The sequence below is a fragment of the Streptomyces sp. NBC_01237 genome (genome assembly GCF_035917275.1).
Classification (GTDB): domain Bacteria; phylum Actinomycetota; class Actinomycetes; order Streptomycetales; family Streptomycetaceae; genus Streptomyces.
On record NZ_CP108508.1, the window covers coordinates 4,441,932 to 4,455,395 of the forward strand.

Sequence of the window (13,464 nt, forward strand, 5' to 3'; positions counted from 1 at the left end):
GGGCGCACCCACTCCTTCAGAGAGCACCCCGTGTGCGGGACACTGTCAGGGAGCCACCTCTACGATCCGTGTGAGGGGTGACACTCATCCACTGGGCAGACAAGGGGAACCAGCCGATTTCCCGACGCGTGGATACGATCAGTAAGCAGTACAGGGACGACGACACCGGAGGAGGTGCCCCATGGGAGTCATGAAGCGTTTCGAGCAGCGTCTCGAAGGTCTGGTCAATGGCACCTTCGCCAAAGTCTTCAAGTCCGAGGTGCAGCCGGTCGAGATCGCGGGTGCCCTCCAGCGTGAGTGCGACAACAACGCGACGATCTGGAACCGTGAGCGGACGGTCGTCCCGAACGACTTCATCGTCGAGCTCAGCCCGCCCGACTACGAGCGGCTCAGTCCGTACTCGGGCCAGCTCGGCGACGAGCTCTCCGGCCTCGTACGCGACTACGCCAAGCAGCAGCGCTACACCTTCATGGGCCCGATCAAGGTCCATCTGGAGAAGGCCGACGACCTCGACACCGGGCTCTACCGGGTACGCAGCCGCACCCTGGCATCGAGTTCGTCACAGCATGACCCGCAGGGCCAGCACGGCGGCCCCGCGTCCGCCCAGCCGCAGCGGCCCGGGCGGCCCGCCGCCCCGCAGGGCACCGGCGGCTACGGCTACCCCCCGAGCGCCGCTCCGCCGATGCCCGCGGCCCCGCCGCCCGGCACCGGACGGCCCCCGGGCACCTCGACCGACCGGCGCCCGCCGACCGCGCCCGGCTCCCTGCCGGACGCCCAGGTACGGCGCTGGATCGAGATCAATGGCACCCGCCATCAGATCTCCCGTCCGACGCTGGTGATGGGACGCAGCACCGACGCCGACGTGCGGATCGACGATCCCGGCGTATCGCGTCGGCACTGCGAGATCCGGACCGGAACGCCCTCGACGATCCAGGATCTCGGGTCTACCAACGGCATCGTGGTAGACGGGCAGCACACAACCCGCGCTACGCTCCGCGACGGCTCGCGGATCGTCGTGGGTAGCACCACCATCGTTTACCGGCAAGCCGAAGGGTGAAGCGGGGGCAATGTCAGAGCTGACCCTGACGGTCATGCGGCTAGGTTTCCTGGCTGTTCTGTGGCTGTTCGTGATCGTGGCCGTCCAGGTCATCCGCAGCGACCTGTTCGGAACGCGCGTCACGCAGCGCGGCTCACGCCGCACTGCCGCCGACGCGCGCCCGCAACAGGCACGCCAACAACAGCAGACGGCGCCGCCACCGCAGCGTCAGCAACCCGGGCGCCAGCGCCGCGGGGCACCCACCAAGCTCGTCGTCTCCGAGGGCACCCTCACGGGCACCACGGTCGCGCTCCAGGGCCAGACCATCACCCTGGGCCGCGCGCACGATTCGACGATCGTGCTGGATGACGACTACGCGTCCAGCAGGCATGCCAGGATCTACCCGGACCGTGACGGCCAGTGGATCGTCGAGGATCTCGGGTCCACCAACGGCACGTATCTCGACCGGACCCGACTCACCACCCCGACACCTGTTCCGCTGGGCGCGCCGATCCGTATCGGCAAGACCGTCATCGAGCTGCGGAAGTAGTACGACAATGAGCGAGCGGAGCGAGCGAGCCGCGGCGGTCCTGACGACGGACGCTGCCCGGCTCCCGACCGGAGGGTGGGCAGTGTGGCTCGAGACCGGCTGTACCCCGAGCCGACGGGCGAGGTGCGCATGAGTCTGTCCCTGCGCTTCGCCGCCGGATCGCACAAGGGCATGATCCGGGAAGGCAACGAGGACTCCGGCTACGCCGGCCCCCGCCTTCTCGCCATCGCCGACGGCATGGGCGGCCAGGCGGCCGGGGAGGTCGCCAGCTCCGAGGTGATCTCCACCCTCGTCCAGCTCGATGACGACGTCCCCGGCTCCGACATCCTCACCTCGCTCGGTACGGCGGTCCAGCGGGCCAACGACCAGCTGCGCATGATGGTCGAGGAGGACCCCCAGCTGGAGGGCATGGGCACCACGCTCACCGCCCTGCTCTGGACCGGGCAGCGCCTGGGCCTGGTCCACGTCGGCGACTCCCGCGCCTATCTGCTGCGCGACGGGGTGCTGACGCAGATCACCCAGGACCACACCTGGGTGCAGCGGCTCGTCGACGAGGGCCGGATCACCGAGGAAGAGGCCACCACCCACCCGCAGCGCTCCTTGCTGATGCGGGCGCTGGGCAGCGGCGACCACGTCGAGCCCGACCTCTCCATCCGTGAAGTCAGGGCCGGCGACCGCTACTTGATCTGCTCCGACGGCCTCTCGGGCGTCGTCTCACACCAGACGATGGAAGAGACCCTCGCCAGCTACCAGGGCCCGCAGGAGACCATCCAGGACCTCATCCAGCTCGCTCTGCGCGGCGGCGGTCCCGACAACATCACCTGCATCGTCGCCGACGTCCTGGACGTCGACAGCAACGACACCCTGGCCGCGCAGCTCAACGACACCCCGGTCATCGTCGGAGCCGTCGCCGAGAACCAGGCCGCCCAGCTGAACGACGACGGGGCCATGCAGACCCCCGCCGGGCGCGCGGCCGGTCTCGGCCGCCCCGTCCCGCCGCCCTCGGGCGGCTTCGGCCCCCCCGGCAGCGGGGACACCGGCTACGGTGGCATGCCCGACGACGACTTCGACTCGTACACCGACGAAGACTTCGTCAAACCCGGTGGCCGTAGGTGGCTGAAGAGGTCCCTGTACGTCGTCCTGGCGCTGGCCGTCGTCGGCGGCGGGCTGTACGGCGGATACCGCTGGACCCAGACCCAGTACTACGTCGGCACGAAGAACGAGAACGTCGCGATGTTCCGCGGCATCAGCCAGGACCTCGCGTGGGTCTCGCTCTCGAAGATCGAGAAGGACCACCCCGAGATCGAGCTCAAGTACCTCCCGCCCTACCAGCGCAAGCAGGTCGAGGCGACCATCGCCGAGGGCAGCATCGCCGACGCCCGCAAGAAGGTCGGCGAACTCGCCGCCCAGGCATCCGCCTGCAAGAAGGACGCGCAGCGCCGCGCGGCCGAGGCGGACAGCAATGCCCGCACCGGCGAGGGCGAGGCGGGCGGCACCGCCGGTGCCCCCGCCACCAGGACTTCCGCCACGTCCTCCACGTCCGCCAGCACCGCGACCAAGCCGACCGCAGCGACTCCCACTCCCGGCCCCAGCCTCTCGGAGGAAGAGAAGAAGCTGGTCCCGCAGTGCGGTAAGCAGTAAAGCCGTAGGGGGCCTTCAGCACCATGAGCGTTGTCACCAACACGACCACCATCGGCGCGATCGACGCACCGAGCCGCCGCAACACCGAGCTGATGATGGTGGTCTTCGCCGTCTTCATCTCGGTGTTCGCCTATGCCAACGTGGGCCTCGCCCTCAACGGCGAGCTGCCCTCCGGCATGCTCGGATACGGAATCGGGCTCGCCCTGCTCGGCGGGGTCGCCCACCTCGTGGTCCGCAAGTTCGCGCCGTACGCGGACCCGCTGCTGCTGCCGCTGGCCACCGTGCTGAACGGGCTGGGACTCGCGCTCATCTGGCGCCTCGACCAGTCCCCGCGCTTCCAGGCGCTGGACACCTTCGTCCCGGCGGCCTCGAAGCAGCTGCTCTTCTCGGCCGTGGGCGTGGCACTGCTCGTGGTGGTGCTGGTGGCCCTCAAGGATCACCGCATCCTTCAGCGCTACACGTACATCTCCATGGTCGTGGCCCTGTTCCTGCTGATCCTGCCGATGTTCTTCCCCGCGGTGAACGGCGCCAAGATCTGGATCAAGATCCCTGGTGTCGGCACGATCCAGCCCGGTGAGTTCGCCAAGATCATCATTACCATCTTCTTCGCGGGCTATCTGATGGTGAAGCGCGACGCGCTGGCGCTGGCCAGCCGCCGTTTCATGGGGCTGTACCTGCCGCGCGGCCGTGACCTCGGACCGATCCTGATGGTCTGGGCGTTCTCGATCCTGATCCTGGTCTTCGAGACCGACCTCGGTTCCTCGCTGCTGTTCTTCGGCATGTTCGTCGTCATGCTGTACGTCGCCACCGAGCGCACCAGCTGGATCGTCTTCGGTCTGCTGATGTCCGGGGCCGGCGCGGTCGGCGTCGCCTCGTTCGAACCGCACGTCCAGGATCGCGTCACCGCCTGGCTCGACCCGTTCGCGGGCTGGGGCAAGGAGGACGCGAGCGAGCAGATGGCCAAGTCCCTGATGGCCTTCGGCTCCGGCGGCACCCTCGGCACCGGGCTCGGCCAGGGCAACTCCGACCTGATCGGCTTCGCCGCCAACTCCGACTTCATCCTCGCCACCGTCGGCGAGGAACTCGGGCTGGCCGGGATGATGGCGTTCCTGCTCATCTACGGTCTGATCGTCGAACGCGGTGTCCGTACGGCGCTCGCCGCCCGTGACCCGTTCGGCAAGCTCCTCGCGATCGGACTCTCCGGCTCGTTCGCCATCCAGGTCTTCGTCGTCGCCGGCGGCGTCATGGGCCTCATCCCGCTGACGGGTATGACCATGCCGTTCGTCGCGGCAGGCGGTTCGTCCGTGATCGCCAACTGGGCGCTGATCGGCATCCTGATCCGGATCAGCGACACCGCCCGCCGTCCCGCCCCGGCCCCAGCCCCCTCACCCGACGCCGAGATGACCCAGGTGGTCCGACCGTGAACAAGCCTCTGCGCCGGATCGCGATCTTCTGCGGGCTGCTCGTCCTCGCCCTGCTGATCCGGGACAACTGGCTCCAGTACGTCCGCGCCGACGAGCTGAACAGCCACAAGTACAACCGCCGCGTACAGATAGAGCGGTACGCCCATGAGCGCGGCGACATCATCGTGGACGGCAAGTCGGTCACCGGATCCGTCGAAACCACCGACAGCGACTTCAAGTTCAAGCGGGTCTGGAAGAACGGGCCCCTGTGGGCTCCCGTCACCGGGTACTCCTCGCAGGCCTTCGACTCCTCCCAGCTGGAGAACCTTGAGGACGGCATCCTCACGGGCAACGACGACCAGCTGTTCTTCGACCGGACGCTGTCGATGTTCACCGGCGACAAGAAGACCGGCGGCAACATCGTCACCACGCTGAACGGTGCCGCGCAGAAGGCGGCCTTCAAGGGGCTCGGCGGCAAGAAGGGCGCCGTCGTCGCCCTGGACCCGCAGAGCGGCGCCATCCTCGCCCTGGCGAGCACCCCCTCGTACGACCCCTCGGTCTTCGCGGGCAACTCGCTCAAGGACTCGGACGCCCGGCAGAAGCTCCTGAAGGACAAGGACAAGCCGATGCTCAACCGGGCATTGCGCGAGACCTACCCGCCGGGTTCGACGTTCAAGGTCGTCACCGCCGCCGCGGCGCTGGAGAACGGCCTCTACGACAGCATCGACGAGAAGACGAAATCCCCGCTGCCCTGGACGCTTCCGCAGTCGACCCAGCCGCTGACGAACGAGGGCAACATCCCGTGTGAGAACGCCTCGCTCCGGGAAGCGCTCCGCTGGTCGTGCAACACCGTGTTCGGCAAGATGAGCGACGACCTCGGCAACGACAAGATGATCGAGCAGACGGACAAGTTCGGCTTCAACAAGGAAGTCTTCACTCCGGTCCGCGCCGACGCGAGCATCTACCCCAAGGACAACAGGCCGCAGAACGCCATGGCGGGCATCGGCCAGGCGTCCAACCGCACCACCCCGCTCCAGATGGCCATGGTGGCCTCCGCCATCGCCAACGACGGCAAGCTCATGCAGCCGTACATGGTCGCCGAGCGCCAGGCGCCCAACCTGGACGTCATCTACACCCACAAGAAGGAGCAGCTCAGCCAGCCGCTCTCGGGGGAGAACGCCCAGAAGGTCCAGCAGATGATGGAGACCGTCGTCAAGAACGGCACGGGAACCAACGCCCGGATCAACGGCGTCACTGTCGGAGGCAAGACCGGTACCGCCCAGCACGGTCTGAACAACAGCGAGAAGCCGTACGCCTGGTTCATCTCCTACGCGAAGACCGACAACGGCTCCCCGGTCGCCGTCGCCGTCGTGGTCGAGGACGGTCAGGCCAACCGGGACGACATCTCCGGTGGCGGTCTGGCCGCCCCGATCGCGCGCGATGTGATGAAGGCGGTCATCGACAGCAAGTAGTGAGTCCCGTCACAGCGACCGCCATAACCGGACATCGGGATACCGGTCAGATATCAGCTGACGGGTGCGGGCCGATCACGTAGCGCGTGCCCGGTAGCGTATGCGCGAACAGCGCACCGCCGGACCACACACGGGTGCGGTCGGGACTGACGGAGAGGGCTGGAACAGTTATGGAAGAGCCGCGTCGCCTCGGCGGCCGGTACGAGCTGGGCTCGGTGCTCGGCCGTGGTGGCATGGCCGAGGTCTACCTCGCGCACGACACCCGGCTCGGCCGCACCGTAGCTGTGAAGACGCTCCGGGCCGATCTCGCCCGCGATCCGTCCTTCCAGGCCCGGTTCCGCCGTGAGGCCCAGTCGGCCGCCTCGCTCAACCACCCCGCGATCGTCGCTGTCTACGACACCGGCGAGGACTACGTCGACGGGGTCTCCATCCCGTACATCGTGATGGAGTACGTCGACGGGTCGACGCTCAGGGAGCTGCTGCACTCCGGTCGCAGACTGCTGCCCGAGCGCACGCTCGAAATGACGGTCGGCATCCTCCAGGCGCTGGAGTACTCGCACCGCGCCCAGATCGTCCACCGTGACATCAAGCCGGCGAACGTCATGCTGACGCGCACCGGGCAGGTCAAGGTCATGGACTTCGGCATCGCCCGCGCCATGGGTGACTCCGGCATGACGATGACCCAGACCTCGGCGGTCATCGGCACCGCCCAGTACCTCTCCCCCGAGCAGGCCAAGGGCGAGCAGGTCGACGCACGCTCCGACCTCTACTCCACCGGCTGCCTGCTCTACGAACTCCTCGCGGTGCGGCCACCGTTCGTCGGGGACTCGCCCGTCGCCGTGGCCTACCAGCACGTGCGGGAGGAGCCCCAGCCGCCGAGCAACTTCGACCCCGAGATCACGCCCGAGATGGACGCGATCGTGTTGAAGGCCCTCACCAAGGACCCCGACTACCGCTACCAGTCCGCCGACGAGATGCGGGCCGACATCGAGGCATGCCTCGACGGCCAGCCGGTCGCGGCCACGGCGGCGATGGGCGGGGTGGGCTACGGCGGTTACGACCACGACCAGCCCACGACCGCGCTGCGCCAGGCCGACCCGAACAGCGGGCAGACGTCCATGCTGCCGCCGGTGGGCCCGGACGACGGCTACGGCTACGACGACCGCCCGGACCGCCGCCGTCAGAAGAAGAGCAACACCTCGACGATCCTGCTGATCGTCGCGGGCATCCTGGTGCTCATCGGCGCGATCCTGATCGGCCGCTCCGTCTTCGGCCCCACCGCCGACGACGGCAAGGTCAGCGTGCCGAACATGGTCGGCTCCACGGTCAAGGAGGCGCAGACACTCGCGGACCGCGCCGACGTCGTTCTCAAGATCGGCGCCAAGGAGCCCTGCGAGACCCAGGACAAGGGCCTGATCTGCAGCCAGACACCGGAGAGCGGCGAGGTGGAGCAGAAGGGGACCGTCACGGTCGTCGTCTCCACCGGGGCGCCGAAGGTCGAGGTCCCCGACGTCATGGAGAAGTCGGAGGACGGCGCCCGCCAGGCCCTGGAGGACAAGGGCTTCACGGTCACCGTCAAGACCGTCGAGTCCGAGAAGACCGAGAACACCGTCATCGACCAGAAGCCCGACGGCGGCTCGAAGGCCGCCAAGGAGTCCGAGGTCACGATCACGATCGCCAAGAAGGCGACACAGAACGTGCCCGGCGTGGTCGGCAGGTCCTTCGCGGACGCGGAGTCCCAGCTCAGGAACCTCGGCTTCACCAACATCTCCCGCACCGACGTCGACTCCAACGAGCCGGCCGGCCAGGTCACCGAGCAGACCCCCGAGCGGGACAGCAAGGCGGCGAAGGACGTCCAGATCGTCCTGAAGGTCTCCAAGGGTCCTGCGGTACCCGAGAAGGTCGCCATTCCCGGCGACATCGCGGGGAAGACCTTCCAGGAGGTCAAGGCCCAGCTGGAGGGGATGGGGCTGATGGTCGAGCTGGCCCCGGGCTCGTCCGACGACCCCAACGCCAAGGTGGTCACGAGCAACCCCGGGCCCAACACCCAGGTGGACAAGAACAGCAAGGTCACGCTCTTCACCGCACAGGACGGCGGCAACGGCATCTTCGGCGGCCCCTCCGGCTTCCGACGCTGACCCTGCCGACAGCGCAGCGAACGGCCCCGCACACCTCACCGGTGTGCGGGGCCGTTCGCGGTACGGGGCCGTTCGCTGTACGGGGGGACGCTCTCCGTACGGGGCGGTCTCTGTACGAAAGCCGCCTCTGTACGGGCGGTCTCGGTACGGGGCTCAGCGCAGTTCCGCCGGCTTCGTACGGTCCTTGTCGACCTTCTCCGTACGCTCCAGCTCGCCCCACACGATGTAGCGGTAGTTCGAGGTGTAGACCGGGGTGCAGGTCGTCAGCGTGATGTAGCGGCCGGGCTTCTTCACGCCCGACTCCTTCGGCACCGGCTGGATCACCTCGACGTTGTACTTCGAGGTCTGCGGGAGCTCCTTGTACACCTTGTAGACGTACCAGGTGTCCTTGGTCTCGAAGACGACCGCGTCACCCGTCCGCACCTTGTCGATGTTGTGGAACTTGGCACCGTGACCGTCCCGGTGCGCCGCCAGCGTGAAGTTGCCCTTCTCGTCCCAGGGCAGTGCCGACTTCACCGGGTCCGTGTAATAACCGGCGATGCCGTTGTTCAGGGTCTTGGTGTCGGTGCCCTTCTTGACCAGCACCTCGCCGTTCTTCATGGCGGGTACGTGCAGGAAGCCGATGCCGTCCTTGGTGTCCAGGGCACCCGGACCGTCCGCCCAGCTGTCGCGGACCGTGTTGCCCTGCTTGTCGGCCTCACGGTCGGCGAGCACGTTCGTCCACCACAGGGAGTAGACGACGAAGAGGCCGAGCACCAGGCCCACGGTGATCAGCAGTTCACCGAAGACGCTGACGGCCGTCGCGACGGGATGGCGGCCCCTGCTCCGCGCCGGGGGCGCGGACTCGTCGGTCCGCTCTTCGTGCTCGGTCCTCGCTGCCACCGCACCCGTCCCCTGTCGTGATGATGTTCAGCCCACGAGCGCGTCGGGCTTTCCCTTGCTGCGCGGCCGTTCGTCGACCATCTTGCCCCAGACGATCAAACGGTACGTACTCGTGAATTCCGGCGTACATGTCGTCAGGGTGATGTACCGGCCGGGCCCCTTGAAGCCCGAACCGGGCGGCACCGGCCCGATCACCGAGACATTGGACGGCGAGGTCTGGGGAAGAACGCTGGTCATCTCGTACGTGTAGTAAGCGTCCTGCGTCTCGACCACGATCGGGTCGCCGGGGCTCAGCTTGTTGATGTAGCGGAACGGCTCTCCGTGGGTGTTCCGGTGTCCCGCCACCGAGAAGTTGCCCTGTTCGTCGGACGGCATCGCCGTCTTCAGCTTGCCCTCGCCGTAGTGGCCGATCATGCCGCGGTCGAGGACCTTCTCCTTGCTGATGCCCTCGGCGATCGGCGCGACCACGTCGAGCTTGGGGATATACATGATCGCGAATCCATGGCCGGGCTCGAAGACACCGGGACTGCGCTCCCCCTTCGCCCAGTCGTCCTGGATCTTGCTCGTCTCCTTGCCGGCTATCTGATCGGCGCGGATGTTGGTCCACCACAGCTGATAGGTGACGAACAGCAGCATCAGCACCCCCAGCGAGATGAACACCTCGCCCACGACCCGGCTGGCGACGACCGCGGGGCTGTCCTTGGCCGCACGCGCCGCGCGCCGTGCCTCCAGGCGCGTCATGGGAACGGCCGGTACGGCAGGGTCCGCGGTGCCCGCTGCCGGGTCCGGCTGCGGTCCGGGGCGGCGTCTGCCACGCCCCTTGGCGGCCTTGCGGCGCTCGGCACGCCCTCCGGTGCGGGGTTCGGACGGCACCGGCGTCGGTTCCGGATCCTGTGCGGACTCCTGCCCGAGCCGCGGCTCACGCCCGTCCCGGTCGACCGCCGTCATGCGCCGGGTATCGGCTGTCCTCAGACCGACGGTCTCGTCGTCGGCCGGGCGAAGAGCCGGCTCGGGCACCGCGGCGGGGGAGGGCGCGGGGGCCGGGGCCGGAACCGGTGCAGGAGCGGGTGCGGGGGGCCCCTGCCGCCCGTACCAGTCCCGTTGGTAGCCCTCGGGGTCGTACCACTCGCTCGGGGCGTCCTGGCCGCCCTGAGGCCCTTGGTGCGCCTGCTGCGTCGTCTCCTGCTGCCGTGGCGCCGGGTGGACCGGGCGCCCCGGCTGATCCGTGGGGATGTTGTCCGCCCGGAACCACGGCGAGGCGTGCTGCCCCGGAAGCGGATCGTTCAGCGGGTCCGCGAGCTTGTCGACCGCCGCCTCGAACGCGCCGTCGGCCCCGTCCGCTCCCTGCGCGTACGGGCCCTCCTGTCCGGCTTCCGGTTCGGGGCGGAGTGGGGTCACGCGGCGGCCTTGCCCACCACCGGCGCGAGCCCGTCCGACCTCGCGACGGCTCCCTCGTCACCACACTGCTCCAGCCAGTTGGCGAGCATCAGGTGACCGTGCTCGGTGAGCACCGACTCGGGGTGGAACTGCACGCCCTCCACCGCCAGTTCCCGGTGGCGCAGGCCCATGATGATGCCGTCCGCCGTACGGGCGGTGACCTCCAGCTCAGGGGGCAGCGCGCCCGGCTCGGCGGCGAGCGAGTGGTAGCGCGTCGCCGTGAACGGGGACGGCAGACCCGCGAACACTCCCTTGCCCCCGTGGGTCACGAGGGAGGTCTTCCCGTGCAGCAGCTCCGGGGCGCGGTCCACCACGCCGCCGTACGCGACCGCCATCGACTGCATCCCCAGGCAGACACCGAAGACCGGAACCCCGGTCTCCGCGCAGTGCCGCACCATCTCGACGCAGACACCGGCGTGCTCGGGGGTGCCGGGACCCGGCGAGAGCAGGACGCCGTCGAAGCCGTCCTGGGCGTGTGCCGTCGTCACCTCGTCGTTGCGCAGCACCTCGCACTCCACGCCGAGCTGGTAGAGGTACTGGACGAGGTTGAAGACAAAGCTGTCGTAGTTGTCCACGACAAGGATGCGTGCGCTCACTGACCGGTCCCCGCTCCGCTGGTGCCTTCGCCGTCGACCGTCACGTCACCGAACGGAAGCAGTGGCTCCGCCCACGGGAAGACGTACTGGAACAGCGCGTAGACGACGGCCAGGACCAGCACGAGCGAGATGGCACCCCGCACCCACGCGTTGCCCGGCAGATGCCGCCAGATCCAGCCGTACATGCTGACCCCTCCATTCGGTACGGCACCAGACTAAAGGGCCGGGGCCTGGCCGTGGGTCAGCTGTGGAAAGCTGCCGGCCTGCCGTCCGTCACAGGCCGGGTGGAGTCCAGATGCGCCCAGGCGATCAGCCGGTGGCTGCTGCCCCACTCGGGCTCGCAGGTGGTCAGCGTCAGATAGCGCCCCGGCCCGTCGAACCCCGACTTCCGGGGGACGGGGTCGATGACCGCGGTGTCGCCGGGCACGGTCCGGTAGGGCCTGGAGGCGATGCGGTACGTGAACCAGGTCGTCCCGTCCGTCAGCACCACCGCGTCCCCGGAACGCAGCTTCGGAAAGTCCTTGAACGGGTCGCCGTACGTCCGGCGGTGCCCGGCCACCGCGAAGTTGCCCGTATCACCGAGGCGGGCGGTCCCGCTGTAGTGCCCGAGCCCCTTCTGAAGGGTCCTGACCTCGGTGTTCTCCAGGACGGGCCATTCCCAGCCGGTGCCGAAGCGGGGGATGTACATCATCGCGAACGGCTTTCCGCCGCGGTACGCCTCCCGGTCCTTCGACGGGGGCGGGGCCGCGGGCGCCGTGTCGGGGCCGGGGGCGGGCGTGGGACCGCGTCCGGGGCCGGTGTCGGGCGTGGGGCCGGGCACGGCACCCTGCGCCCACTGGTTCTGGAGGGTGTCGATCTGCCCCTCCGTCGCACCGGCGGCCTTCACCCCGGTCCAGAAGAGCACGTAGACCACGAAGAGGACGATCAGCGTGCCGACGGTGATGCAGAGTTCGCTGAACGTTCTGACGATCAGTCGCACCGTCACCGGCCGGCCTCCCCGGGGCTACTCCACAGGCTGCGCGTAGTGGAGATCCACTGTGCCCGAGTAGCCGGGAAGAGTCACCGCCCTGTCCTCCTCGACTTTCCATCCGAGCCCGTACGCCTTCACGTACAGCTGGTAGTTCCGGATCGCCGTGGAGTCGTTGAGCGCCTGCCTGAGCCTGCCCTGGTCACCCACCGCGGTGACCTTGTAGGGCGGGGAGTAGACCCGGCCCTGCAGGATCAGCGTGTTGCCGACGCAGCGGACCGCGCTGGTGGAGATCAGCCGCTGGTCCATGACCTGGATGCCGCGGGCCCCGCCCTGCCACAGCGCGTTCACGACGGCCTGGAGGTCCTGCTGGTGAATGACCAGGTCATTGGGCTGGGGGTCGGGGTAACCCGGGTTCGCGGTGGCGTCCGGGGGCGCGTCGTTGAGCGTCACGCTGACGGATTCACCGGTGATCTTCGTGGTGCCGGCCGCCTTCTCCAGGGCCTTGAGCTTGGCGTCCTCGGCCTTCGTGCTGCCGTCGTCGCGCTGGGCCAGGGCGTCGATGTCCTCGCGCACGGTCGCGGTCGACTCGTTGAGCTCGGCGTTGTTCTGGCTGCGCTCCTTGATCAGGTCGGAGAGCTTGAGCAGCGAGGAGTCGCTGCGGATGTTCGTGCCCTTGGCCGTGTTGGCGCTGGTGACGAAGATCAGTCCGGCCAGGGCGAAAACAGCAGCGGTGAGCCCCCGGACGGGCCACTTGGAGGTGTGCCGGGCCGGGCCGTCAGGAGAGTCGGCAGAATTGCTCAACGTACCCTTATCTCCTCAGGCGCCATGGAAGCACTACGCTAACGGACGCCCGGGGGAGGCAGCATTCCCCCTCGCGCCTCGCCCCGGCGCCAGCCAAAGATCCCTGCGCGGTCACGCAGCGCATCGACAGGAGAGTTCCTCGTGCCGAAGTCACGTATCCGCAAGAAGGCCGACTTCACGCCGCCGTCGGCGAAGCAGGCAACCAACATAAAGCTGACCAACCGCAGTTGGGTGGCGCCGGTGATGCTGGCCCTCTTCCTGATCGGGCTGGCCTGGATCGTGATCTTCTACGTGACCGAGGGCGATCTGCCGATCGACGCCCTGGGCAACTGGAACATCGTCGTGGGCTTCGGCTTCATCGCCGGCGGTTTCGGCGTATCGACCCAGTGGAAGTAACGCAAGCCCTGCCCTGAAGTTACCCACAGAGTTATCCACAGGTGGGGGAAAAGGTCAGACGATCTGTGGATAACTTCCGCCGATGTTGACGCCGGTGTGACTGCAGCCTCCCTCATCGAGGGGGGCTGCAGCCCTTGTTTCT

The 13,464-nt window shown here is 68.3% G+C and carries 13 protein-coding genes; 7 read left to right on the top strand and 6 right to left on the bottom strand.

What is annotated here, in order from left to right; translation table 11 throughout:
• The first annotated feature begins 181 nt into the window (after positions 1-181).
• From OG251_RS19495 to pknB, 6 genes are all read left to right on the top strand, one after another.
• Positions 182-1,057, top strand: a complete 876-nt coding sequence (locus OG251_RS19495) for a DUF3662 and FHA domain-containing protein (protein ID WP_326678396.1) — start codon at positions 182-184, stop codon at positions 1,055-1,057.
• Positions 1,058-1,067: 10 nt separating this feature from the next.
• A complete protein-coding gene (locus tag OG251_RS19500; RefSeq protein ID WP_073727797.1) occupies positions 1,068-1,586 on the top strand; it encodes an FHA domain-containing protein FhaB/FipA in 519 nt (172 codons plus the stop codon).
• Between the two features lie 129 nt (positions 1,587-1,715).
• Positions 1,716-3,227 (top strand): Stp1/IreP family PP2C-type Ser/Thr phosphatase, encoded by a 1,512-nt coding sequence (locus tag OG251_RS19505; protein WP_326678397.1) that lies wholly within the window; start codon positions 1,716-1,718, stop codon positions 3,225-3,227.
• A gap of 23 nt (positions 3,228-3,250) precedes the next feature.
• Entirely contained in the window at positions 3,251-4,651 is a 1,401-nt protein-coding gene (locus OG251_RS19510; protein WP_326678398.1) for an FtsW/RodA/SpoVE family cell cycle protein, read from the top strand.
• The gene (locus OG251_RS19515; RefSeq protein WP_326678399.1) at positions 4,648-6,102 is read left to right on the top strand and encodes a peptidoglycan D,D-transpeptidase FtsI family protein; all 1,455 of its coding nucleotides are present in this window, start codon (positions 4,648-4,650) and stop codon (positions 6,100-6,102) included. Before OG251_RS19510 ends, OG251_RS19515 begins: the two co-directional genes overlap by 4 nt.
• Positions 6,103-6,272: 170 nt before the next feature.
• A complete protein-coding gene (gene pknB / locus OG251_RS19520; RefSeq protein WP_326678400.1) occupies positions 6,273-8,240 on the top strand; it encodes a Stk1 family PASTA domain-containing Ser/Thr kinase in 1,968 nt (655 codons plus the stop codon).
• A gap of 153 nt (positions 8,241-8,393) precedes the next feature.
• Here pknB and OG251_RS19525 read toward each other — a convergent pair whose 3' ends face one another.
• From OG251_RS19525 to OG251_RS19550, 6 genes are read right to left on the bottom strand one after another with little or no spacing between them, the layout of a single operon-like run.
• Complete coding sequence (locus OG251_RS19525; RefSeq protein WP_326678401.1) at positions 8,394-9,122, bottom strand: class E sortase; 729 nt, start codon at positions 9,120-9,122, stop codon at positions 8,394-8,396.
• A 27-nt stretch (positions 9,123-9,149) separates the two neighbouring features.
• Complete coding sequence (locus tag OG251_RS19530; protein ID WP_326678402.1) at positions 9,150-10,520, bottom strand: class E sortase; 1,371 nt, start codon at positions 10,518-10,520, stop codon at positions 9,150-9,152.
• Positions 10,517-11,155, bottom strand: a complete 639-nt coding sequence (locus tag OG251_RS19535) for an aminodeoxychorismate/anthranilate synthase component II (RefSeq protein ID WP_326678403.1) — start codon at positions 11,153-11,155, stop codon at positions 10,517-10,519. The genes OG251_RS19530 and OG251_RS19535 overlap by 4 nt, the downstream gene beginning before the upstream one ends.
• Positions 11,152-11,340, bottom strand: coding sequence for a hypothetical protein (locus tag OG251_RS19540; RefSeq protein ID WP_266804682.1), 189 nt, complete (start codon positions 11,338-11,340; stop codon positions 11,152-11,154). The genes OG251_RS19535 and OG251_RS19540 overlap by 4 nt, the downstream gene beginning before the upstream one ends.
• A gap of 56 nt (positions 11,341-11,396) precedes the next feature.
• Entirely contained in the window at positions 11,397-12,140 is a 744-nt protein-coding gene (locus OG251_RS19545; RefSeq protein WP_326678404.1) for a class E sortase, read from the bottom strand.
• Between the two features lie 18 nt (positions 12,141-12,158).
• Positions 12,159-12,926, bottom strand: a complete 768-nt coding sequence (locus OG251_RS19550) for a DUF881 domain-containing protein (protein WP_326678405.1) — start codon at positions 12,924-12,926, stop codon at positions 12,159-12,161.
• Between the two features lie 141 nt (positions 12,927-13,067).
• Between OG251_RS19550 and crgA the strand changes: the two genes are divergently transcribed.
• Positions 13,068-13,322: a cell division protein CrgA gene (gene crgA / locus OG251_RS19555; RefSeq protein ID WP_073727777.1), complete on the top strand. Its 255-nt coding sequence runs from the start codon at positions 13,068-13,070 to the stop codon at positions 13,320-13,322.
• Positions 13,323-13,464 lie beyond the last annotated feature (142 nt).

Coding starts and splice junctions, on each gene's coding strand:
- OG251_RS19495 (WP_326678396.1), top strand. CDS start 182: ATGGGAGTCATGAAGCGTTTCGAGCAGCGTCTCGAAGGTCTGGTCAAT.
- OG251_RS19500 (WP_073727797.1), top strand. CDS start 1,068: ATGTCAGAGCTGACCCTGACGGTCATGCGGCTAGGTTTCCTGGCTGTT.
- OG251_RS19505 (WP_326678397.1), top strand. CDS start 1,716: ATGAGTCTGTCCCTGCGCTTCGCCGCCGGATCGCACAAGGGCATGATC.
- OG251_RS19510 (WP_326678398.1), top strand. CDS start 3,251: ATGAGCGTTGTCACCAACACGACCACCATCGGCGCGATCGACGCACCG.
- pknB (WP_326678400.1), top strand. CDS start 6,273: ATGGAAGAGCCGCGTCGCCTCGGCGGCCGGTACGAGCTGGGCTCGGTG.
- OG251_RS19540 (WP_266804682.1), bottom strand. CDS start 11,340: ATGTACGGCTGGATCTGGCGGCATCTGCCGGGCAACGCGTGGGTGCGG.